Annotated in this window: 15 protein-coding genes; 11 read left to right on the forward strand and 4 right to left on the reverse strand. The window is 69.9% G+C overall.

Annotated features, from left to right (window positions below):
* Positions 1-85 precede the first annotated feature (85 nt).
* On the reverse strand, positions 86-1,654 hold the full coding sequence (locus ACIRL2_RS28185) for an alpha/beta hydrolase (protein WP_402235557.1): 1,569 nt from the start codon (positions 1,652-1,654) through the stop codon (positions 86-88).
* Positions 1,655-2,419: 765 nt separating this feature from the next.
* Between ACIRL2_RS28185 and ACIRL2_RS28190 the strand changes: the two genes are divergently transcribed.
* Positions 2,420-4,555 (forward strand): PQQ-dependent sugar dehydrogenase, encoded by a 2,136-nt coding sequence (locus tag ACIRL2_RS28190; protein ID WP_402235559.1) that lies wholly within the window; start codon positions 2,420-2,422, stop codon positions 4,553-4,555.
* Positions 4,556-5,120: 565 nt separating this feature from the next.
* On the opposite strand, the gene ACIRL2_RS28195 is transcribed toward ACIRL2_RS28190, so the two are convergent.
* Positions 5,121-5,879, reverse strand: a complete 759-nt coding sequence (locus ACIRL2_RS28195) for a DeoR/GlpR family DNA-binding transcription regulator (protein WP_402235561.1) — start codon at positions 5,877-5,879, stop codon at positions 5,121-5,123.
* A 636-nt stretch (positions 5,880-6,515) separates the two neighbouring features.
* On the opposite strand from ACIRL2_RS28195, the gene ACIRL2_RS28200 reads away from it, so the two are divergent.
* The 6 genes from ACIRL2_RS28200 (at position 6,516) to ACIRL2_RS28225 (ending at position 11,398) form a co-directional block, all read left to right on the forward strand.
* On the forward strand, positions 6,516-6,830 hold the full coding sequence (locus tag ACIRL2_RS28200) for a hypothetical protein (protein ID WP_395868617.1): 315 nt from the start codon (positions 6,516-6,518) through the stop codon (positions 6,828-6,830).
* 458 nt (positions 6,831-7,288) lie between these two features.
* On the forward strand, positions 7,289-8,293 hold the full coding sequence (locus ACIRL2_RS28205) for a hypothetical protein (protein WP_402235564.1): 1,005 nt from the start codon (positions 7,289-7,291) through the stop codon (positions 8,291-8,293).
* Positions 8,294-8,426: 133 nt separating this feature from the next.
* Positions 8,427-8,603 carry a hypothetical protein gene (locus ACIRL2_RS28210; protein WP_402235567.1) on the forward strand — a complete coding sequence of 59 codons (177 nt, stop codon included), beginning with the start codon at positions 8,427-8,429 and terminating at the stop codon, positions 8,601-8,603.
* A gap of 187 nt (positions 8,604-8,790) precedes the next feature.
* Complete coding sequence (locus ACIRL2_RS28215; protein ID WP_395868613.1) at positions 8,791-9,978, forward strand: sensor histidine kinase; 1,188 nt, start codon at positions 8,791-8,793, stop codon at positions 9,976-9,978.
* A 50-nt stretch (positions 9,979-10,028) separates the two neighbouring features.
* Positions 10,029-10,619, forward strand: a complete 591-nt coding sequence (locus ACIRL2_RS28220; RefSeq protein ID WP_402235724.1) for a response regulator — start codon at positions 10,029-10,031, stop codon at positions 10,617-10,619.
* A 152-nt stretch (positions 10,620-10,771) separates the two neighbouring features.
* Complete coding sequence (locus tag ACIRL2_RS28225) at positions 10,772-11,398, forward strand: hypothetical protein (protein ID WP_402235570.1); 627 nt, start codon at positions 10,772-10,774, stop codon at positions 11,396-11,398.
* Positions 11,399-11,782: 384 nt separating this feature from the next.
* Here ACIRL2_RS28225 and ACIRL2_RS28230 read toward each other — a convergent pair whose 3' ends face one another.
* Both ACIRL2_RS28230 and ACIRL2_RS28235 read right to left on the reverse strand, forming a co-directional pair.
* A complete protein-coding gene (locus ACIRL2_RS28230; protein WP_395868877.1) occupies positions 11,783-12,895 on the reverse strand; it encodes a glutamate--cysteine ligase in 1,113 nt (370 codons plus the stop codon).
* 421 nt (positions 12,896-13,316) lie between these two features.
* Positions 13,317-13,856, reverse strand: coding sequence for a cysteine hydrolase family protein (locus ACIRL2_RS28235; RefSeq protein ID WP_395868609.1), 540 nt, complete (start codon positions 13,854-13,856; stop codon positions 13,317-13,319).
* Between the two features lie 652 nt (positions 13,857-14,508).
* On the opposite strand from ACIRL2_RS28235, the gene ACIRL2_RS28240 reads away from it, so the two are divergent.
* From ACIRL2_RS28240 to ACIRL2_RS28255, 4 genes are all read left to right on the forward strand, one after another.
* On the forward strand, positions 14,509-14,817 hold the full coding sequence (locus tag ACIRL2_RS28240; protein ID WP_395868607.1) for a chaplin: 309 nt from the start codon (positions 14,509-14,511) through the stop codon (positions 14,815-14,817).
* A gap of 467 nt (positions 14,818-15,284) precedes the next feature.
* The gene (locus ACIRL2_RS28245) at positions 15,285-15,899 is read left to right on the forward strand and encodes a cysteine hydrolase (RefSeq protein WP_402235573.1); all 615 of its coding nucleotides are present in this window, start codon (positions 15,285-15,287) and stop codon (positions 15,897-15,899) included.
* Positions 15,900-17,005: 1,106 nt separating this feature from the next.
* On the forward strand, positions 17,006-18,940 hold the full coding sequence (locus ACIRL2_RS28250; protein WP_402235575.1) for a flavin-containing monooxygenase: 1,935 nt from the start codon (positions 17,006-17,008) through the stop codon (positions 18,938-18,940).
* A gap of 624 nt (positions 18,941-19,564) precedes the next feature.
* A complete protein-coding gene (locus tag ACIRL2_RS28255) occupies positions 19,565-20,416 on the forward strand; it encodes an SAM-dependent methyltransferase (protein WP_395868602.1) in 852 nt (283 codons plus the stop codon).
* Positions 20,417-20,513: the final 97 nt, after the last annotated feature.

A 20,513-nucleotide genomic window follows, 5' to 3' on the forward strand; every position in this document is an offset into this window, starting at 1 on the left:
GCCGGCACCGGTCGACGACGGGGCGCCCTCGATCGGCTTCGGGGCCGGTCGAGGGCGCGTGTCGGGCGGGCTCGGGGAGTTGGGGTCAGGAGGGGCTGATCGGTGGGCGACGCGCGTGGAGGGTTGCGCCGGGAAGCCGGCTTCCGTCCTGTGTGGTCGACGGGTCGTGGAAGCAGAAGAGGTCACGCCGGGGCAGTGTTCCGGTGCTCAGGAAGCTGTGTGCTCGGGTGAGCGCGCAGGACGGCGCCTCGGGGTCGTAGGCGCCGTGGTTTCCTCCGTCCACGGTGATCATGCGTGCCCGCTTGCCCAGGGCGGTGCGCATGCCCAGTGCACCCGAATAGGGCGTGGCCGGGTCCCGGGTGGTCTGGAGCAGGAGGATGTTGGTCGCTCCGCGGTCGGTGATCCGTACCGCCGGCTCGACCGGGTCGGGCCAGAACGCGCACGGCCAGATGTTGGTGCCCATGCCGCCCAGGATCGGGAACAGGGCCCGGTTGCGTGTGACTTCGCGCTGGTAGTGGGCGATGTCGCGCGGGGCGCGGCTGTCTCCGCAGGTCACCGCGAGCAGTACGGCTGTGTCGTTGTCCCGTGGGATGCCGGGCGTGGTCGGCCACTCTCCCCACAGGGGAGGCGGCCCGGTCCCGGCGAGGAATCGCCACCACGCGGCGACTTCCGGGAACTGGAGGGTGTGGTACGAGTACGCGTGATAGAGGGCTCGGAACAGGTTGCCGGTGACGGGACCCGCTCCGGGGTGTTGCACCGGGGAGCGATCGAGGCGCTCGACCATGTCGAGGTAGCCCCGGCGTACGGCGGCGGGGGTGGTGCCGAGGCCGAGGGTGTCGTGCCGTTCGGCCGCCCAGGCGGCGAAGTCCCCGAACCGGGTGTCGAACCCGCGGTCCCAGGACGCCCACCGATCGTGCCACGTGACGTTGGGGTCGACGTTGGCGTCGAGGACGATCCGGTCGGTGCGGTCGGGGAAGAGTTCGGCGTACACCGCTCCCAGATAGCTGCCGTAGGAGGCGCTGAGGTAGGAGAGTTTGCGTTCGCCGAGGGCGATTCGGATCCGGTCCATGTCTCGCGCGGTGTTGGCCGTGGTCACGTGCGGCATCAGGGCGCCGCCGTTGGCGAGGCAGTCGCGCGCCAGAGTACGGGCGAAGTCCACGTTGTCCGCGATCGATCCGTCCGGGGCCGGAAACGGGAAGAGACGCTCGTTGGTGATTTGGGTGGTGCGTCCACACGTGATCGGCGTGCTGTAGCCGAGACCGCGCGGATCGAAGCCGATCAGGTCGAAGCGGTCCAGGACCTCCTGCGGATAGAGGTTGACGAACGTGCTCGGCCGGTTCAGGCTCGCCGCGCCGGGCCCGCCCGCGTTGTGCAGCAGGATGCCGCGGCGCAGCCCCGGTTTGGCCGTGGCCAGCCGGGACACCGCGATCTCGATGGTCCGGCCGGCCGGGGCGCGGTAGTCCATCGGTACGCGCAGCGTCGTGCACCGTAGTCGCGGGTCGACGGGGACGCCGGCGGGGTCGGGCGGACAGGTCGTCCAGGTGAGCGTCGGTGGTCGTGAAGGCGTGGCCTCGGCCGGGATCGCGGCGGTCAGCGTGGCCGTGAGCGCGATCACCACCGCCCCGCGGACGGCATTGCCTAATCGTCTCGTCATAGGTCTAGACCATAGGGAAGGGGCGGGTGCCGCGTCACCCCCCGAACCGATGTTGATAGAAGGGCACTTGGCCCACCGGCGGGAACCGCGGATCCGACAACACAGCCAGACACAGCTTGTTCTCCGCCACCCACCCGGCCGCCAACGCGCTGGGTGCGAGGTCGACCGGGAGACTTTGTGCCGGCGAACAGGTTTGTGCCGACCGCCCGTTGGCCGGGTTGTGTCGTCGGGTTGCCGGTGGCTTGGGGCGCGATGCCCAAATCGTGCGTCCGGGAGACCGGCGGATGTGGCCACGCACGACCATCGACGATTTTGCGGTCCCGCGTATCGGACCCGCATGGGCAACCGTTGCTTTCCGCCGCTGACACCTGAGCTTCGTCGTCGATGCAGCTTCACCCACCGGCGCCCGGCGAAGTATTCGGTTGTCTGAACGCCCGTCACGAACGAGGCCGGGCGAGCGCAGAGTGGCTCGGTGCTCGCTTCGATGCCTCATGCGGCGATTGGCGGCATGATCGAGGCGCGGTCGGGAGTGGGCCCGCACATCGAGTGGCGCGAGACCCGTTGACAGGTACACAACCGGGGCCTAGCGTGCTCCATCACCAGTTAGGAAAGTTTCCTAACTATCGAGGTTCGGCGCCAACTTCCCCCCGGGTGACCGCCCGTTGCCGGAAGTCGCTTGCCGCGAGACCTTCGCAGCGGACCGCCCGGGCGGCACCACGAGCTGCTGAGCCGCCCTGCGCTCAGCCCTCTTCGCTGGAGGACACCGTGAGATGCATCAAATCCCGGCCGTCCAGGGCGTTCGGCGCCCTGGTAGCCGCGGCCACCACCGCCGCGCTCTGCGTGGCCCTGCCCGCTGCCCACTCCGCTTCCCTCCCTCGCGCCGCCACGTACGAGGCCGAGGCCGCCCATGTCGTCAAGGGCAAGGTGGAGTCCAACCACGCCGGCCACACCGGCGCCGGCTTCGTGAACTTCGACGTGGTGTCCGACGCGTACGTCGAGTTCACCGTCGAGGCGGAACAGCCGGGAGCCACGAAGCTCGACTTCCGCTACGCCAACGGCACCTCCGCCGACCGGCCGTTGGACATCACGGTCAACGGCACCCAGGCGGCCGGCGACCTCTCCTTCCCCGGCACCGGTGCCTGGACGACCTGGAAGGCGGTCTCCGTCACGACGGCACTGGCGGCGGGGACCAACAAGATCCGCGCCACCACCTCGGGTGTGGACGGCCCCAACCTCGACAGCCTGACCGTCACCCCACAGGGCCCGGCCGACACCGAGAAGCCGACGGCTCCGAGGAACCTGCGCAAGGACCGGGAGCCGACCGCCACCTCCGTGTCCCTCACCTGGGACGCGGCCAGTGACAACGTGAAGGTCACCGGCTACGACGTCTACCAGCACGGCCAGCTCATGAAGCAGGTCGACGGCTCCACGTCGGCCACCACGGTGACCGGCCTGACACCCGAGACCAGCTACGACTGGACCGTCTTCGCGCGCGACGCCGCCCCGAACGTCTCCGACGCCAGCAACGTGGTCACCATCGCCACGCTGCCCGCGCCGCCCGACACCGAGGCGCCGAGTGCCCCGCAGGGGCTTCGCGCCACCGGCAAGACCGCGACGAGCGTCGACCTGGCATGGACGCCGTCCACCGACAACGTGAAGGTCACGGGGTATGAGATCCACCGCGACGGCGTCGCCGCGGGTACCTCGGAAACCGCGACCACGACCGTCGCGGGCCTGAGGGCCGACACGACGTACAGGTTCAAGGTGCGGGCCTTCGACGCCAAGGGCAACCGGTCGGCGTTCGGCCCGGAGATCAGCGTCACCACCGCCGGTTCCCAGCCTGGCGGCACCCCCGATCCGGGCACCGTGAAGACCCTGGCCGGCGGTGTGGATGTCGCCTGGGGCGTGGCGTTCCTGCCGGACGGCTCCGGGATCTACACCGAGCGGAACACCTTCAACGTCTACCGGTTGACCAAGTCCGGCCAGAAGACACAGCTCGGCAAGGTGCCCAACTCCCAGACCACCGGCGGCGAGGGCGGCCTCATGGGCGTGGAGGTTTCCCCGAACTTCGCCACCGACCACTACGTGTACTTCCTGCACACCTCGTCCGACGGCAACCGCATCGCCCGGATGAAGTTGGAGAACAACGCGCTCAGCGGCTACCAGGTGCTGCTCGACGGCATGGCCAAGAGCCGCTACCACAACGGCGGGCGGCTTCGCTTCGGGCCTGACGGCAAGCTGTACGCGGGCATGGGCGATGCCCAGAACGACTCCCGGGCGCAGGACAAGAACTCCCTCAACGGCAAGATCCTGCGCATCAATCCGGACGGCTCGATCCCGTCTGACAACCCGTTCGGCAATGCCGTCTGGTCCATCGGGCACCGCAACCCGCAGGGCCTGGACTTCGACTCCAAGGGACGCCTCTGGCAGGCGGAGTTCGGCGACAACATCATGGACGAGGTCAACCTGATCCAGAAGGGCGGCAACTACGGTTGGCCCAACTGTCAGGGCACCGCAGGTAGTTGCTCCGGATACATCGCGCCGAAGAAGACCTGGCCGGTGGCGTCCGCCTCGCCGAGCGGCCTGACCGTCATCAACGACCACGTGTTCGTGGCCACGACTCGGGGTCAGCGAGTCTACCGGCTGCGCATCGACTCCAACTCCAACCTGGTCGAGCAGAAGTCGTTCTTCGAGGGGACGTACGACCGGCTGCGCACCGTGGAGGTCGATCCCGACGGGGACATCTGGCTCACCACGTCCACGGACAAGGACGGCACGGCGGGCAACGACCGGATCCTGCTGATCGACGTCGTCTACTCGGGCCGATTCGGCCCAGGGCCCGACGAGTTCAAGCCGACCGGCACCGCCTTCGCCGACAACGCCGCCATCCCCGACGAGTAGACCTGTACCGGGGACGGTTCGGCGGGCCGGGACACTTCACCATCACCGGCGTGGGGCGGGGGCGACACCGGCGCCAAGAGCCAACGGTTCGCTCTTTCCGGTCCGCGCCGGGTACGCCCGCAGTCGACCGGACAGGCCCGTCCGGCGAGTTGCGTCTCGCGGGTCGGCGGTTTCGGCGCCGGTGGTGGTGCGGGGGTTGAGGCGGCGGGTCTCGTCGATGAGGACCGGGCGACACCGGCCCGCCCGGTTGTGGGCATGGCGGACCGCCGGTGATGTGGGCCTGCGTCATGCGGGCGGGTGCCGACGGGGATGCCGAGGCAGCGGGCGCACTCGGAGGCCGATGCCTTCCCCGTTGCGCCGGGTGGCATGCGGACGCATGCGACGGTCCGACCGCCGGCTCGGTCAAGTAGGTCGGGCGGACACCGGTCGGCCCCGGCCGACTCCGGATCTTCGCGAGGGTATCGTCCGCGGTCGAGTTCGGGGCCAACGAGCCGCGGGCACGTGCGGTCGGGCTCGATCCGCGCAAATGCCATGGCGGTAGCCGGGGTTGACGGGGTCGGTCGGGTCAGGCGACGGTTACCAGGACACCGGCGTCGGTGATCCTCGCCAGTTCGTCCTTGGGGGCGTCGTGGTCGGTAACGAGGTGGGCGATCGCCGACAGTGGGCAGATCCTCGCCAGCGTCACCTTTCCGATCTTCGAGTTGTCCGCCACCACGACGGTGAGGCTGCTGCGGTCGGTGAAGGCCCGGTCGGTGACGGCTTCGACTTGGTCGTGGGTGGTGCAGCCGTGAGTGGCGCTGATGCCGTCCACGCCCAGGAAGGTCACGTCGGTGTAGTACTCCGCGAGGGGCTTCTCGGCGATGGAGCGTACGAGTTCGTAGCTTTCGTTGCGTGCGGTGCCGCCGATGACGACGAGCGTGACGTCCTGGTGCGGGAGCAGCTCCGCGGCGATGTTGACCGCGTTGGTGACGATGGTGACGGGTCCGCGGTCGGCGAGGAGGCGGGCGATCTCGGTGGTGGTGGAGCCGCCGTTCAGGCCGACCACGGCCTTCGCCGGCACCAGCGCGGCGGCGGCCTGGGCGATCGCCAGTTTCTCCGGTCGGCGGCGCTCGCTGCGGTACCGCATCGGTGTCTCGAGGCCGATGTTGCCCAGGGACGCCCCGCCGTGGGTGCGGCGCAGCAGCTTCGACGCGTCCAGGTGCCGGAGGTCGCGCCGCACCGTGGCTGCCGAGACCGCCAGGATTCCGGCCAACTCCTCGACGCTCACGCTCCCGTGCGCGGAAACGTGTTCAAAGATGCGCGCGTGACGCTCGTTTCTCAGCATGTACGCAGCATATCCGTGCGCATTCGCGCAATCACTCGGATCCCGGAATCGTGGCGGGAACGGTGCCCGCAATGCTGTCGGAGGCCGGATCCGGAAGAGTGAACGGCGCGCGTCGCGCGCCATCCGCCCGCCGTCGGCACGGCAACTCCCGTAAGTAGCACGGGCAGAGTTCAAGGCCGAGATCGTTGAACTACGGCCGAGGGCGGGGCGTCCGGGGGTCCCGAACGGGACGTCGGAGAGGCTGTGCATGAGCCGGTACAGGTGCGGGTTGCGGGAGGCGAACTCCCAGTAGGCGGCGGCGATCGGACCCAGTGCGCTCTGGTGCCGTCTGGAAGTTCGGGGCTTTGGGCTCGGCCCCGGGTGCGCGTGGCGCCTGCCTTCACGCCACTTCCCGCCGTACCGGACGGTTTACCACTACTGGCGCCTTTGGTCGCCGGAGCTGCCGGTCGGGCCCGGCCGCCCGCTCGGCTCGAAGAACCGGCGGCCTGCCACCCGCCGCGACGCCGGACGCGATCTCGCCGCCGGCGAGGCATACGCCCGCCCGGCACCGCCACGGGAGGGGAATCGAACCGCGGTGCGGTGGTCGGCTTTCGTCCCGAACTCGTCGTCGTGGGCACGGCGATGTTGGATGGCGGCATGGTGAAACGCGAGAAGGCGAAGAAGTGGACCGTCCCGGGCGTTCCGAAGGCGATCGTCCTGTTGGCGACGCCGGACGGTTGGCGCACCAGTGTCCTCACCCGGGAAGGCGGAATGATCTGCGGACGCCTGGACATGCCTCGCGACACCGACCCCCAGGACGCGCGGGCCGCGGCAGCGGTGAGGGTGGTGGAACTCGCGCGCGACTTCCACGGCGTCGACGTCGAGGTGACCTGGGATCCGCCCAAGGAGCCCGATTCATGGACTGCCCAGATCACACTGGCCACGGGCAACGAAACTCGGGCATCGGGTTGAAGGAAGAGCCGGAGCGTGACGGGACCGCGAGGTGGACGATGCCGGCGTTTCGACCGCCCGGGCGGTGACGGCCTGCAGTTGGCCGAGTTGGCGACCGGACACGGCATGGCCCGCCGCCTCCGGCGGGGGCGCCTTGCTCCACCTTCCGTCGGCGGGCCGTGACCGGTTCGGCGGCCGGAAGTGGAGCCCGTGGCCGAGTCGTTGGGCTCCACCATCTCGTGCCCTCACTGCCGCCCACAGGCGGGCACGTGGCCGAACGGGCCGCCAGCAAGCCGCTTCCCACCCGTTGCCCGGTTCCAGCCGTGCGTCGTACACAGCCCACCCCACGCGCGGCGCCGGGCCGGAAAGCGTGCGCCCGAGGTGCGGCGCCCCGGCGGCGTCACGTCGCCTCGCCGTCGGGCGGTTGTCTCGCGCGTGGGACGATCACTGACGTTTGCGAGTCACACGGGGGGTTCGAAGTGAGTACGAGTCGCGCGAATGAGGGCGGCACGGGCACCGGTTGCGTGCTGTTCGTCGCGTGGCCGCTGATGGCGGCCCGGTGGTTGTTCAGTCCACGCACCGAGCCCGACCGGGAGATAGCCGCCCTTCAGTATGTCCGCGCGATGATCGGGCTGATCGTGTCGCTGACGGTCTGGTTCCGTGAGGGGCGTTTCGAGCCCGACCTGGACGCCGCCCTGTTGAAGGTCGCGAACGGCCTGTTGTTCGCGGTTCCCATCTGGGTGGTCGTGACGGTGTTTCTCGTTGCCGCGTCGTCGGGCGACCGCATGGGGACCTGTAAACGCCTGGCCGCCGGCTCGGGCCTGCCGCTCGCGGTACTCGGCGTGATCGTCTGGTACTTCCTGTACGCCGGCGACACGATCGGTGGGCTCGGCGGGGGTGGGGGCACTTCGTGGTTCGTCGCCATCCCGCTCTTCGTCGGTGGGCTGCTTCTCCCACTCTGGGGCGTCCTGTTCGCCCTGGGGGCCGCGTTCTTCGCGTACAAGAACATGTTCAACGCCAATGACGGGCATCCGCTGCTGCCCGCCCTGCTCGCGCCGGGGTTCGCGATCGCCTCGACCGGATACGAATTGTCTGCTCCGACCGGCGGCGACCACAGCCCGTTGTCGATCGGCTTGTCCGTGACGGGGTGTCTGGCCGTCATCGGCTGCTCGATCTTCGAATACCGCTTCGTCGCCCGCACACATCGGGTCAACCTCAAGAGCGGTCCGCCCCCGCGTCAACCAGCCTCCGAGCCTGGTCGATTCACGTGGGGCGCCCACCCGGACGATGTTTCACCATGGACTCAGGCGCCGCCTCCGTCCTACCCGCTGCCGCATCCGGTCGACCCGGGGCCCTGGACGCAGGCGCCACCGCCGCCTCCGTTCTATCCGCTGTCTCGTCCAGTCGACCCGGGGCCCTGGACGCAGGCGCCACCGCCTCCGTCGTTTCCACCGCCCCGCCCTCCCCATCAGGAGAGGACCTGACACTTCGTCGGCCTTTTGCGGCCGATGACCCGGGCGACGTCCCGGCGACGTCCCGGCGATGTTCGGCTTCGGCGGTGACGGCGGAACCGGAAACCTCCGTGCGGCTTGTCGAGGTGCGGCTGTTGAATGCGGTATGGGCAACGCGTTGTGGAATCGGCTTTCGCGGGACGTGCAGACCGAAGTGGATCGTCTGATCGCCTCGGGGCGCAGGATCCAGGCGGTTATGTTGATGCGCGAGAGTGCCGGCTCCCCGACGCCGGGTCTCCACGCGTGCGTCGACCTGCTGCAGTGGCGGTTCGAGAAGTTGTAACGGCAGCCGGTCCGAGTCGGATTCCGGCGCCGACCCAGGCCTGAAGGACAGCGACCCGGCCGACCGGCACGTGACCGTCGATCCGGGACGCGGCAACGGAGCGCATCGCCCGCCACCCGCCGGGCCCGCCGGCCGAATCCCCCTCGCGACTGAGGCGAAGCCTGATGCGCAGGCCAATACTGAGTGGATGTCAGATTCGTTCCGCGGCGTTGCCGCACGCCTGCGCACCGGCCGTGGCGACGGCCGTCTTGTGGACGGGCTGGTCGCGGCGGCGGTGGCCGTCCCGGTGTTCGTTCCGTTCGCGACCGCGCCCGACGTGTCGCCGCTCGGCTTCGTGGTCAATCTCGGTACTGTCGTGCCGTTGCTCTGGCGCCGCCGTGCGCCGTTCGCGGTGGTGCTGGTCGTGGCGTTCTTCGCGACGGCCGTCTCGCTGCACGACCGACCCGGGCAGACGTTGCAATACGGCGCGCTGGTGGCCATCTACACCCTGGCCGACCGCGGGGAGCACCCCTGGCAGCGCTGGGGGTTCATCGGCACACTCACCGCCACCACCCCGTTCGGAGCGCTGCTGGTCAAGGACAACGACGCGGGCCAGTTCATGTTCACACTGCTCCTGCCCGTCACGGCGTTTCTCATGGGCATGCTCGCCCGCGCCGCCCGGGAGAGGTCGGACGCGCTGATGGAACGTTCCGTCCAGCTGGAACGCGAACGCGAGGCCGAGGCGGCGCGGGCGGCCGCCGAGGAACGCGCAAGCATCGCCCGCGACATGCACGACATACTCGCGCACGCGGTCAGCATCATGGTCGTCCAGGCGGAGGCCGGTCCCGTGGTGGTCCGCACGGACCCCGACCGGGCGGAGCGCTCCTTCGACGCGATCGCGGAGGCCGGACGCGACGCGATGGCGCAGCTGCGCCGCATGTTGGGCGTCCTCAAGGACGACCAGGACATCGGCGTCCGCGCGCCCCAGCCGACCGTCGACACGCTCACCCAGCTGATCGAGCACGTCGACCGCACCCACGTCCGGGTGCGACTCACCGTCGAGGGGGCCCGCCGCGACCTGCCCGCCGACACGGACCTTGCCGCGTACCGCATCGTCCAGGAAGCCCTCACCAACACGGTCAAGCACGCCGGCGCCTCGACAGCGGAGGTACGGCTGAGTTGGACCGGCGACGAACTGGAGATCACCGTGACCGACGACGGCAGGGGCGACGAAGCGAATCCCGCGGGTTGGCGGCGCGGCGGGGACGGCCTGATCGGTATCCGCGAACGCGCGCTCGCCTGTGGCGGAACGGCCGAGGCCGGTCCGCTGCCCGCAGGCGGGTTCCGCGTACGCGCGCATCTGCCCTACACCTCGGCCGCGGCGGTGGCCTCGTGATCAAGGTGGTGGTGGCAGACGATCAGGAACTGGTCCGCAGCGGCTTCGCGATGATCCTGGACGCGCAGCCCGACATCGAGGTGGTGGGCGAGGCGGGAGACGGCGCCGCCGCCATCGCCGCCGTCCGTGAACACGCTGCCGATGTGGTCCTTCTCGACATCCGCATGCCCGGTCTGGACGGCATAGAGGCCGCGAAGGTCGTGTGCGCCGAGACCTCGGCCCGCGCGATCATGCTGACCACGTTCGACCGGGACGACTACGTCTACGACGCGCTCTACGCCGGGGCGAGCGGCTTCCTGCTCAAGGACGTTCGGCGCGACGACCTCGTACACGCGGTCCGGGTGGTCGCGGCCGGGGAGTCGCTGCTGGCTCCCGCCGTCACCCGCCGCCTCATTTCCGACATCACCCGCAACCGCCCGCGTGCCGGTACGACCGCCTCCGAGCGCCTGACCGGCCGCGAACGCGAGACCCTGCGCCTGCTCGGCCGCGGCCTGTCGAACGCGGAGATCGCCGCCGCGATGGTGGTCAGCGAACACACGGTCAAGACGCACGTGAGCAACGTGCTGTCCAAGCTCGGCCTCCGCGACCGGACCCAGGCCGTCATCGCCGCGTACGAGGCCCGCCTGATCGAACCCTCCTGAGCGGCCATCGGTCGCGCGGGGGAGCAGGGTCTCCGTTCTCCCCCGCGCCGGCGATGCCCGGAGATCACCTTCGACGGCGATTACCCGGGCCGCTGTTCTCCAGAGGATTGGGACATCGAAACCCCACGTCCCGAATCCCAGGAGAACCGCCCATGACGAAGATCGCCTTCCGTCTCGCCCCCGCCCTCATGGGCGGGTACGGAGTCGTCCGCCTCATCGACGGCCGCGACGGCCAACACGGTCCCGGACCCGCCTGGACCATCGGCCACCTGTTCTTCCTCGGCGCGCTGCTCCTGTACGGGCCGGTGATCGCCGGACTGCGGCGCCGGATCCTCGACGCCGAAGGTGGCAGCCGGTCCCGCCGGATCACCGCCGACATCCTCACCGCCGTGGCCGGCGCCGGGCTGGCCACGTTCGTCCGCGTAGCCGTCCTCGACATTGTGGTCGGCCTGAAGGCGGCGGACACCGCCGAGAAGAGCGCCCTGTCCGACCGCTACGCCGACGTTCCCGCCGTACTCCCGCAGGCGTTCTACGAGATCGGCCCGCTGTTCTTCATGCTGGGCCTGGTCGCGATGCTCGTCCAGTACGCCCTCGTGGGCCCCCGGCGGGGTCTCTCCGCGGTGCTGAGCCCGGCGCTGGTCCTCCTCGGCTTCGTGGCGATCATGGCGAACATGAACCTCCTCCCGGTCGGCGCGGCCATGATCTGGTTCGCCCTCGTCCCGATCACCCGTGGAAAGGCCGCGCCCCGGGGCCGCACGCCCGCCTCGGCCGTGGTCTAGGACGCGGAGGCGCGTCCGCAACCGCCCGCCCGGGCGGCCGGTTCGCACGGTTGCGTTCGCCTCCGCCCGGCGCGGTCCGGCTGGTCCTGCCGGTCCCCTTGGGGTACCGATTGGTGTTACTCCAACACCGACTACCCGCCGGCCGGCCTGCTCATCGAGAAGTTGACCGCCCGCGCGACGTGCATGTCGAACGCGTGAGGGCCGTCGTTCCTCCCAAATCGGGGGGTGGATACCGCACCGCAGCCGGTTCGACGCCGTGTCCGGCCGATGGGCACGTCGAGCGCCCGATCGTTTCGGGATCGATGTCGCTGGTCGCTGGCGATGTCATGGCACCGTCGGTCGGGGTAGGTCTGTCCGTGCGTGTCTCCCGATGGGTTGCCGCTTCTACCGGTGGGGTTGTGGGGCCGCGGTCGTCTCGGTGGCAAGCAATTCCATGAGTGCTTCGGGGCCGCCGCGGCGCACGGCCGCGCGTTGTCGTTGGGCGCCGGTTCCTTCGGCGAGCAGTCGGTGCACCAGTGTGGTCACGCGCTCTGCGTCGCCGGAGTTTTCGAGGGCCGGCCGTACGTGGTCCATCAACCGGCCGACCAGGTCTCCGGCGAGGACGCGTTGGGGGATCCGCGGGTCGATGAGCGCGTCACCCAAGCCGTAGCGCGCGGCGTGCCATTGGGCCGCGGCCAGGAGTTCGGGGGCCGGTTCGGCAAGGGGGGCGCCTGCCGTGTTCCCGGTCAGGGCCGTCGTGATCAACGCACGGACGACCCCCGCGAGGAGCACCGCGTCGTCGACTCGCAGTTGCACGTCCATGGCGCGCACCTCGACGGTGGGGTACCGCTCGGAGAGGCGGGCCTGCCAGTAGATCCTGCCGCGATCTCGCAGCGCGCCGACGTCCCGGAGATCGTCCACGCGCCGGTCGTAGTCGCCGGCATCGGCGAATAGTGGTGGGATGCCGCTGACCGACCAGCGGCCGAAGACGACGGTACGCCAGCTGGCGAAGCCGGTGTCGTCGCCGTGCCACATGGGAGAGTTCGCGGACATCGCCACCAGAAGTGGCAGCCAGGGCCGCAGCCGGTTGATCACGGCGACGCCCGCGTCGCGATCGGGTATCCCCACGTGGACGTGCATGCCGTTGATCAACTGCTCGTCGACCAGTTGCGGGGCGTCCGTGTGCAGGGACCGGTAGCGCGGACGTGCCGTGACCGACGCCTGCCCCTCGGAGGCGAAGGCCGCCGAACCGCACGGCGCGAGCATGCACCCGGTCTGCTCGGCCGCGGCGGAGACCGCCCGCCGCAGCCGCAGCAGGTGATCGCCGACCTCGTCGAGGCTCTCGCATACCGGGGTCGCCACCTCCACCTGGACCTGGAGCATCTCCGGTTGTACTTCACCGTCCGCGAGCCCGGGCTGGAGGTCGGCCGCGGCACGAACCGACTCCGCGCAGGCGACCGGCTCCCCGTCCTCGCGGTTCAGCAGCAGAAACTCTTCTTCGACGCCGAGAGTGACCACCTGCGGCCGTCCCCCGCCCGCAGGTCGGGCCGATCCGGACACCGGAACCGGCGGGTGGTCTGCGGCCCGGTCGCGCGGGCGGGCGGAATCCGCCATCGTGACTCCTTCGCATGCAGGGGTCCCCCACCTACCCTGTGGCAGTCCACCCATGCGAGACCCGAGAGTCCCGAACGCCGGACCTCGGGCGGGGGAGCCGTGAGGAGCGTTGTCGACGGGAATCGTGGGCCGGTGACTACGAGTGACGACACGGATTCGAGGGCGTGGGGGCTTGTCCCGCACTCGGCCGGGGACGACCCACCGGCTCCGCGAGCGGCGGCACCCCGATCGGCTCCCAACGGACCGAGTTCATTCGAGCGGGACGCGTATCCGGTGTCGTGACGTGGCCGGGGGGCTCCGGACGCGTGGGCGCTCGCCCCGGCGGTCAGGAGAACTCGATTCGGTCGGCGGGTAGGACGGTGGCACCCATGTTGCGTTCCATCATGCTCACGGCCGCGTCCGCGAGGTCCGCGTGGATGTGCGCGACCGCGTCCGCGGCCACGGCCACCTCGAAGCGACGGATGTGGGCATCGAGCGCGGAGTACAGCACACACTGCTCGGTTACCTGGCCGCACAGCACGATCCGGTGCACGCCCTGCTGGTTCAGCAGGTATTCGAGGGGCGTCTGGTAGAAGATCGAGTGGCGGGCCTTGACGACGAACATCGAGGTGTCGTCCGGCCGGATCGGCTCGACGAGGTCGGCGTGCCGCCCCCGCAGTGCGGCATCGAGGATCTCGTCGTGGTGCGAGCGCCACCTGCCGAAGTTGTCGTTGACGTAGACCACGTCCGCCTCGTGTCCGCGAGCGCGGTCGATCAGCCGCCGCATCGCGGGTAGGGCCTCACGTACGGAGGGAACCAATGCCTCGGCGTCCTCGTGCTCGTAGGCGTTGATCATGTCGATGACGATCAGAGCGGTACTCGGCATCACGAGCCGCTCGACCGGGCGCGGTGATGAACCCGCTGGAGACGATTCGTTCGCGGTGTCGTCTGCACAGTCGACATCTGGATCCCTTCTTCCGGCGCGAGCGGACGGCTGCCGCAGCGGGACGAGTACCCGCCCCGGCGCCGGTACGCACCCGACGCGCGTTCCGAGCGGGTCCATGGCTCGGTGGCCCCCCATCAGCTCGGAGTAACACGGAGCGCCAAGGAGCATCCACGGACTGCCGGCGCCTGTACACCGAGTTCGGCATCACTCCTGGTTGGGACCGGGGGGAACGGTGCCGGCGACGCGGCCCGGCGCACAGGTCCGGACCAGCCCGAGGGGACCCGTGACGAACTCGGTCGGGTAGTCGCCACCGAATGCCCGCGCCAACGCGCCGACCGCCACGATGCCTCCCGCGAGCAGGCAGCACCCGACCACGAAGAGCCCGGAGAGCCCGAAGAGCCCGTACGCGAGCGTCGTGTGGCATGGGCGGTGCGATGACGGCCGCGCGCCTCCTGCCGGGAGCCGGAGATCGGGGGCATCCGCGCGTTCGGGTGAACGATTGCACCGGCCGGTTGCTTGACGGGGCGGGTCGTCGTTGGGGGTTCGTGCGTCGCATTCACGCGGCGCGCCGGCGAGTTTCGGGAGAGTAGTTGTGAACACGTTCAGGAAGGCCGCGATGGCGGCCGCCGGTACCGTCGCGCTGGTGTTGGCCGGTGCCGGGGCGGCCAGTGCCGGGGCGGACGCCGACGGCGCGGCCGTCGACTCGCCCGGCGTGCTGTCCGGGAACAACGTCCAGGTCCCGGTGCACGTTCCGGTGAACCTCTGCGGGAACACGGTCAACATCATCGCCGGCGGCAACTTCGCGTTCGGGAACACCTGCCTGAACGTCGACGGCGACGACGACCACGGTGACCTCCTCGCGGGTCACCAGGGCGCCGGCCCCGCGGGCACCCACCGCTGATCCACCCCCGGGACAGGCTCCCCGGACGTTCCTCCGCGTCCCTCACCACCGAGACCCCCGCGCCTGCATCCCGCGGGGGTTTCGGCACGCCCGGGGCGACGTCCGCCACGACGGGATCCGACGGGATCCGACGGGGTCCGACGGGGTCCGACGGGGTCCGACGGGATCCGACGGGGTCCGACGGGTCGGGCGGCGTTTCGATCCCGGGATCGGGAAGGCGATCGGCCGTGGGTCCTCACCGCGCGCCGCACGCCTCCCCGCCCGATGCGACCGGCCCCGTCCGGAGCGCCGGGAGTCCGGTGGCTTCGAGTTGCCGGTGTAACTGCCGATTCCCGGCCGGTTCGTCGGGAATCCGATGTCGGGAGGCAGCAGGGAACCCGCTCGTGATCCCGAACCGGGCGAAGTAGGAGGCCATCTCGGGCAAACTGGCCAAGACCGTTGACGTTCCAGCTCACCAGGGAGCCGCCATGTCCGAGACCTTCCGCTTCGATCCGGCGAAAACCGCACTCGTCCTGATCGAGTACCAGAACGACTTCACCAGCGAGGGCGGGGTGCTCAACAGCGCCGTTGCCGATGTCATGGCCAAGACCGGAATGCTCGCGAACACCGTGGCCCTGGTCGCAGCCGCTCGCGCCGCGGGCGTCGCGATCATGCACGCACCCATCACGTTCGCCCCCGGCTACGGCGAACTGTCTCGCCACCCGTACGGCATCCTCAAGGGAGTCGTGGAAGGCTCGGCCTTCGTCAAGAACACCTGGGGCGCCGCGATCGTGGACGACCTGGCGCCGGCCGAGGGCGACATCGTGATCGAAGGCAAGCGCGGCCTCGACACCTTCGCGAGCACGAACCTCGACTTCATCCTGCGGAACAAGGGGATCGAGACGATCATCCTCGGCGGTTTCCTCACCAACTGCTGTGTGGAGTCGACGATGCGCACCGGGTACGAGAACGGCTTCCGCGTCATCACTCTCGCGGACTGCGTTGCCGCCACTTCCCAGGAGGAGCACGAAAACGCGATCACCTACGACTTCCCCATGTTCTCGGTGCCCATGACGTCGGCCGAGGTCATCGCCTCCCTCTGACGGCGTGCTGCGGCAACGGCATGTTGAGGACGGCGCGAACGCGCGGTTCTACGGCGGGTCCGGCCTCGGATGTGGCGATCACGCTCGTCGTCTGGTTCGCCGCAGCCCCACGACCGGGCCGACCCGGGTTCGGCGGTAGCAACGTCGCCCGCCCCTCCACAATGCCCGCGCCGTAGTCGCGCAGATGAGTGGCATGGGTCTTGGCCCACTCGATGAAGGCGATGACCGAGAGGTCGCCGAAAGCGTCCGTTTGGTCGAAGACGTGTAGGCGGCGGCGTGGTTTCCCGCGAAGTCCGTTGCCCTGGGGGCCGTTCCATCGATGACGGTGAGTCCCTGCTCGGCGGAGGACGCGGCGATGCGAACTGCGGTCGTGCGTCTCTTGTGATTTTTAGGCCCCTAGGCTTCACTGCGGGCCATAGTTTCATATTGAAATCGTCTCGATATGGGCGCGAGTGCGGGCCGTCATGAGCGCCGTCGCCGGGTACGAAACGAACGGAGCAGCCCGCCTATGGGGTGCCGACCAGCGCTGCCACTTCACGATGTCGGCAGCGGCAGCGGCCACCGCGGCCGTCTCCCTGCGCGACCCACGGGGCGGCAGCGCGGAGCGGCCCCGGCGGAACCTCGCCGATGCGCGACGGAGCGACGCCGTACCGAAGGCCGGCGCGACCGCCCGGCCGCCGGCAGCGGAGCCCGCTCGCTGCGGCTCCCGGCGCGGTTCAGCGGGGAAGCCGGGGCGGTGCACACGCGTCGCTCCACCGCGACGGTCAGGGACCGCGGCCGGTCCAGGGCGGCGCCCCGCAGCCCGTCGGCGGCACAGTCCCGGCGCACCGCGGGCCGCACCGGCGTCCGGCCGCGCACGGAAACCGTCCCCGAGAGGACCACGGCACCACGCTCCAGCCCGCTCACGCGGGCAGGGGCTGCTCGTTCGCGGTGGGCACGGGCCGCCCGCAGCAGCCCGAGCCGAACCCGAGCCGACCCGAGCCGAACCCGGAATCGGTTCGCCGCCGGCAGAACGGCGCCCCCGCCCGGCGCACTGGCCGACCCGCCCGCCGCCTCGCCCGTCCCTGAGTACCTGTCCACACCCCCACGCGCAGGAGCACACGAGCATGTCCGAACGCCACCCGCACGTCGGGCTTCCCTTCACCGACGACGACGCCACCATCGCCGCCGCACTCGAGGACGTCAGCATCCCCGCCCTGATGCTGTCGCTCGTCCACCTGACCGGTGACCCGTCGTGGATCAGCGGGCCGATACGCCCACGCGGCCTCGTCCTGAACGAAGTGCAGGGCTTCCTCACCGAGGATGAGAAGGCCCGGGTCCGCGCCCGAGCCCTGGACGCCATACGTGCCTATCGCGACAACGGCTGCACCCTGCCCACGCAGCCCGGCCCCGAACTGCTCCACGCGATGATGAACTGGGTCGCCTGCGCGGAGATCCCGGCCGAGTACGTGCCCATGATGCTTGAGGACATGCAACTGGGGGAGCAGCCTGCCGAGTTCGTCCCCACCCCGGGGGTCGCCGCGGCCCGCGAAGCGTTCCCGGTGCTGGTCATCGGCTGCGGCCAGTCCGGCCTGCTCGCGGGCATCCGCCTCAAGGAGGCCGGCATCCCCTTCACGATCATCGAGAAGAACCCGGATGTCGGCGGTACGTGGTACGAGAACACCTACCCCGGCTGCCGCGTCGACGTCGGCAACCACTTCTATTGCTACAGCTTCGAACCCTCCGACCACTGGAGCGAGTTCTACGCCCGCGGGCCCGAACTCCAAAGCTACTTCCGCGATGTGATGGAACGTCACGGCATCGCCGACCACGTCCGCTGGAACACCGAGGTTTCCCAGGCCGTGTGGGACGAGCCCACAGGCACCTGGCGGGTCACCACCCGCGGCCCCGGCGCCCGGGAGAACACGGTCACCGCCCGGGCCGTGATCTCCGCAGTCGGCCTGCTCAACCGACCCCACATCCCCCACTTCGACGGCGCGGAGGACTTCGCCGGCCCCGTGTTCCACTCCTCCCACTGGGACCACGGCGTCGACCACCGCGGGAAGCGCGTCGCGATGATCGGAGCCGGCGCGTCCGGTTTCCAGATCGCACCCGCGATCGCCGAGGACGTCGCGCACCTGACCGTCTTCCAGCGCACCGCGCAGTGGATGTTCCCCAACCCGAACTACCACGGCAAGGTCGGTCCGGGCGTGCGGTGGGCCATGCGGCACCTGCCCTTCTACGGACGCTGGTACCGCTTCATGATCTTCTGGCCCGGCAGCGACGGCGCTCTCGAAGGTGCCCGTATCGACCCCGAATGGCCGCACCAGGAGCGCTCCATCAGCGAGCGCAACGACCGCACCCGCGAGATCTTCACCGATTGGATCCGAAGCCAGGTCGGCGACGACCCGGAGTTGTTCGCCAAGGTCCTCCCGGACTACCCGGCCACCGGCAAGCGCACCCTTCAGGACAACGGCAGTTGGCTGCGCACCCTCAAACGCGACGATGTCACCCTCGTCCGCGACCCCATCGCGCGCATCGACAAGGACGCCGTCGTGACCGCGGACGGCGTGCGCCACGAGGCCGACATCATCGTCTACGCCACCGGCTTCCAGGCCAACCGCTACCTCTACCCCATGCGCGTCGTCGGCCGGGACGGGGCGGTTCTCGCCGAACAGTGGGGCGAGACACCCACCGCGTACCTCGGCATCACCGTGCCGAACTTCCCCAACCTCTTCTGCATGTACGGCCCCGGCACCGCCCTCGCACACGGCGGCAGCCTGATCTTCCAATCCGAATGCCAGATGCAGTACATCTCCGCCTGTATCGAAGCCGTCATCGAGCGCGGCGCCCGCGCCCTCGAACCCACTCACACAGCCCTCGAGGACTACGTCGCCCGACACCGCGCCGCAGTCCGGCAATTGGTGTGGTCGCACCCGACCATCAAGCACTCCTACTTCAAGAACGCCGACGGCGAGGTCTACACCGCCAGCCCCTGGCGCCTGGTGGACTACTGGAACTGGACCAAGGGACCCGCCCCCGACGACTACCTCATCGACTGACGCACAACGGCAGGGCCGACTACGGTGCCTCGCGATCCGTGTGCCGGAACACCCGCGTCGCTCGACAGGCGGCGATACGCCGGGTGTTCGGCCTGCTCGTCGGAGGCGTGATGGTCGCGTGCCGTGCTGTGGGCGCCCGGGAGAGCGGCGAGTTCGCGAGGGTCGGGATGCGGTCGGCCGTGCGGCGGTTCCGTCGAGCCGGTGCAGCAGTACGCCGAACCAGGCCGACTGATCGACGAACACGTCGCCCGGGCTCGTCTGCCCGCCGCCGCGACGCTGGACGGCGGCGGGACGCTCGGCTTCGGCAGGATCAACGGGGGCGATCCCCGCGCGCCGCAAGGCGATCCGCAAGGGCAGGGGATGTCGCGCCACGCTCGAGGGCTCGGACAACCCATCGAACGCGGACCGTACTCCGTGCGTTCTCCCTACGTTGCCGTGCCCGCGTCAGCGCCCGGCTGTCGTTCCGCGTGACCGACGCGGGTCATCCGGCTGATCGGCGCCGACGAGGGCGGGACGGCCCGCGCGTCGAGGATATGGACTCGGTCAAGCATCGGCTAGGCTGTGTCCGGCGTGTCCATGTCGTGTGACACGTCGTCAACTACCGGGTATTCGTGGGGGATTCGCATGGCGGAGCGCTCGATCGACGCGCAGGACGATGCCCGGGACCGGGCGCAGGTCAACCCGCCCGGCGGGTTCGATCTCACGGTTCCCAGCGTGGCGCGAATGTACGACTACTATCTCGGCGGCAAGGACAACTACCGGGTCGACCGCGAGGCATCCGAGGAGTTGTCCAAAGCGGCGCCGGGCACGCGCGCGCTCGCGATCAACAATCGGCGCTTCCTCCAACGCGCGGTCCGGGTGCTGGCGAGCGATTACGGCGTACGGCAGTTCCTCGACCACGGATCGGGCCTGCCCACCCAGGACAACGTGCACCAGATAGCGCAGCGCGTCGACTCGGCGTCGCGCGTCGCCTATATCGACCACGACCCGATCGTGCTGGCGCACGGGCGCGCGATCCTTGCGGACAACGACCGAACGACCGTGATCACCGCGGACTTTCGGGACACCGATGCGATCATGGACAACGCCGAAGTGGCCAAGTTGATCGACGTCACCGAACCGACCGCGGCGCTGTTCGTCTCGGTACTGCACTGCCTGCCGGACAGCGATGAACCGGCGGCTCTGGTCGAACGTGTCATGGACCGGCTCGCCCCGGGCAGCTTCGTCGTCATCTCGCACCTGGTCTCGGCAGACTCGGAAGTACGCGAGCGTCTCAGCGAATTCATGCTCACCGCTACCCAGGGCAATTGGGGCCGCGTCCGCGAGGCGGCGGACGTCGAGAGCTACTTCACCGGCCTGGAACTGCTCGACCCCGGCCTCGTCGAGGTATCCACCTGGCGCCCGGACGGAACGCCCGGGCCGGCCCAGGAGACCGCGGAATGGATCGAGTTCGGCGGCGTCGCCCGCAAGCGCTGATCGCGCGGGTCGACATCGGTCGGTCGCCGGATGCCGGGGCCGGTGGGTCCCGCCGGGCCTCTCCGAGCCCCTCGACCCCCGGGGCGCCCGAGCCATG

Source organism: Embleya sp. NPDC127516 (assembly GCF_044765325.1).
Lineage (GTDB): Bacteria > Actinomycetota > Actinomycetes > Streptomycetales > Streptomycetaceae > Embleya.

What these genes read in the sequence shown, in the direction of transcription:
- ACIRL2_RS28255 (WP_395868602.1), top strand. Translation starts at nt 19,565, where the DNA reads ATGGCGGAGCGCTCGATCGACGCGCAGGACGATGCCCGGGACCGGGCG.
- ACIRL2_RS28235 (WP_395868609.1), bottom strand. Translation starts at nt 13,856, where the DNA reads ATGCCGAGTACCGCTCTGATCGTCATCGACATGATCAACGCCTACGAG.
- ACIRL2_RS28220 (WP_402235724.1), top strand. Translation starts at nt 10,029, where the DNA reads ATGATCCTGGACGCGCAGCCCGACATCGAGGTGGTGGGCGAGGCGGGA.
- ACIRL2_RS28200 (WP_395868617.1), top strand. Translation starts at nt 6,516, where the DNA reads ATGGTGAAACGCGAGAAGGCGAAGAAGTGGACCGTCCCGGGCGTTCCG.
- ACIRL2_RS28245 (WP_402235573.1), top strand. Translation starts at nt 15,285, where the DNA reads ATGTCCGAGACCTTCCGCTTCGATCCGGCGAAAACCGCACTCGTCCTG.
- ACIRL2_RS28185 (WP_402235557.1), bottom strand. Translation starts at nt 1,654, where the DNA reads ATGACGAGACGATTAGGCAATGCCGTCCGCGGGGCGGTGGTGATCGCG.
- ACIRL2_RS28195 (WP_402235561.1), bottom strand. Translation starts at nt 5,879, where the DNA reads ATGCTGAGAAACGAGCGTCACGCGCGCATCTTTGAACACGTTTCCGCG.
- ACIRL2_RS28210 (WP_402235567.1), top strand. Translation starts at nt 8,427, where the DNA reads ATGGGCAACGCGTTGTGGAATCGGCTTTCGCGGGACGTGCAGACCGAA.
- ACIRL2_RS28225 (WP_402235570.1), top strand. Translation starts at nt 10,772, where the DNA reads ATGACGAAGATCGCCTTCCGTCTCGCCCCCGCCCTCATGGGCGGGTAC.
- ACIRL2_RS28215 (WP_395868613.1), top strand. Translation starts at nt 8,791, where the DNA reads ATGTCAGATTCGTTCCGCGGCGTTGCCGCACGCCTGCGCACCGGCCGT.
- ACIRL2_RS28250 (WP_402235575.1), top strand. Translation starts at nt 17,006, where the DNA reads ATGTCCGAACGCCACCCGCACGTCGGGCTTCCCTTCACCGACGACGAC.